General features: G+C 72.0%; 3 protein-coding genes. All 3 read left to right on the top strand.

Going from position 1 to position 1529, the window contains the following annotated elements:
* Positions 1 to 244, top strand: a 244-nt coding sequence (locus tag ACYVE7_RS33830; protein ID WP_460370628.1) for a hypothetical protein, incomplete at its 5' end; no start/stop codon positions are given.
* Positions 245 to 275: 31 nt separating this feature from the next.
* Complete coding sequence (locus ACYVE7_RS33825; RefSeq protein WP_460370626.1) at positions 276 to 983, top strand: HAD family hydrolase; 708 nt, start codon at positions 276 to 278, stop codon at positions 981 to 983.
* 23 nt (positions 984 to 1006) lie between these two features.
* A partial coding sequence (locus tag ACYVE7_RS33820) for an NADPH-dependent FMN reductase (protein ID WP_460370624.1) occupies positions 1007 to 1529 on the top strand: 523 nt, incomplete at its 3' end.

Genomic DNA, 1529 nt, shown 5'->3' with positions numbered 1-1529 from the left:
CGCCTGCCGGACCGGCGACCGCGTCGACTGCACCGTCACCGCCCTGGCGCCCGGAGCGAGCCTGGAGATCGCCATCGAGGCCCGCAGCTCCGCCGACCGAGCCCCCGGCGACGCCCTGCGCATCCACACCTTCGTGGGACGTTTCCAGCCCAACCGCGCCTCCGGCGGCCTCGACTACGACGTCGCGGCACGCGGCGAGACCGGCGGCGACTTCGTCGCCTCCCCGCCCGCCCTCGCCGGTTGACCTGAGGCCGCGCGAGCACGACGATGTGCGCGTGCCCGTGAACCGCTTGATCCTCTGGAATGTCGACCACACGCTTCTCGACGCGGGCCGGGTGACCAGAGAGGCGTACGCGGAGGCGTTCGAGAAGGTCACGGGCCGCCCGATGGTCCGCCTCGCGCCGACCGCGGGACGCACCGAGTCGGAGATCATCTTCGAGACCCTCGCGTTCAACGGGATCACCGTCTCCGACGATCATCTCGACGCCTTCGTCGCCGCCCTGGGCGCGGCCTTCGCCGTCCGCCGCGACAAGATCCGCGCCTACGGCCGGGTGCTGCCGGGCGCGGAACGGGCGCTGGTCGCGGCGGCGGGCCTGCCGGGCGTCGTCCAGTCGGTCCTGACCGGTTCGCTGGAGGCGACGGCCCGGATCAAACTGGCCGAACTGGGCCTGGACAAGCTGCTCGACCTGTCGGTCGGCGGTTTCTTCTCGCCCGTCTACCCCAAGGGCGCCTCGATCGAGACGTCCCGGATCAGCGCGGCCCGCAAGTACGGCGCCGTGTTCGCCGAGTCCGCGACCGTCCTGATCGCCGATCATCCGCTGGACGTCAGGGCCGCGCAGATCGCCCGCGCCAGGACCCTCGCCGTCGCGACGGGCGCGGCCACCGAGTCGGAGCTGCGCGCGGCCGGGGCGGACGCCGTCCTGCCGACCCTCGCCGACACAGCGGCCGTCATCACCGCCCTCGACGCCTTGACTTCAACCTAACTTCAACTTTTACGCTCGCGGTCGTGAATGCAGAGCAGAAGCCGTTGCGGCTCGCCATGATCGTCGGTAGTGCCAGGGAGGGCGGCCGCGGCGCCGTCGTCGCGCGTTGGCTGGCCGGCCGGGCCGCCCTCCGCCCCGACCTCGAACTCGACGTCCTGGAGTGCACCGAGGACCCCGAGCGGGCCCGCGCCAGGATCGCCGAAGCCGACGCCTACCTCGTGGTGACCCCCGAGTTCAACCACAGCTATCCGGGACCGTTGAAGACCTTCCTCGACTCGTTCTACAAGGAGTGGCAGGCCAAACCCGCCGGTTTCGTCTCCTATGGCGGGGTCTCGGGTGGTCTGCGCGCCGTCGAGCACCTCCGCCAGGTCTTCGCCGAGTTCCATGCGACGACGGTCCGCGAGACGGTCTCGTTCCACAACGTCTGGGACCACTTCTGCGACGAGCGCGGCTTCCCCGCCGAGCCGGACGCCCCGAACGCCGCGGCCGAGCGCCTGCTGGCCCAGCTGGCCTGGTGGGCGCGGGCCCTCGCCGACGCCCGGCGGG

The organism is Actinocorallia lasiicapitis (assembly GCF_054778695.1).
Note: the sequence above shows the minus strand (reverse complement) of the source record. Positions and strands in the feature narration are given on the sequence as shown.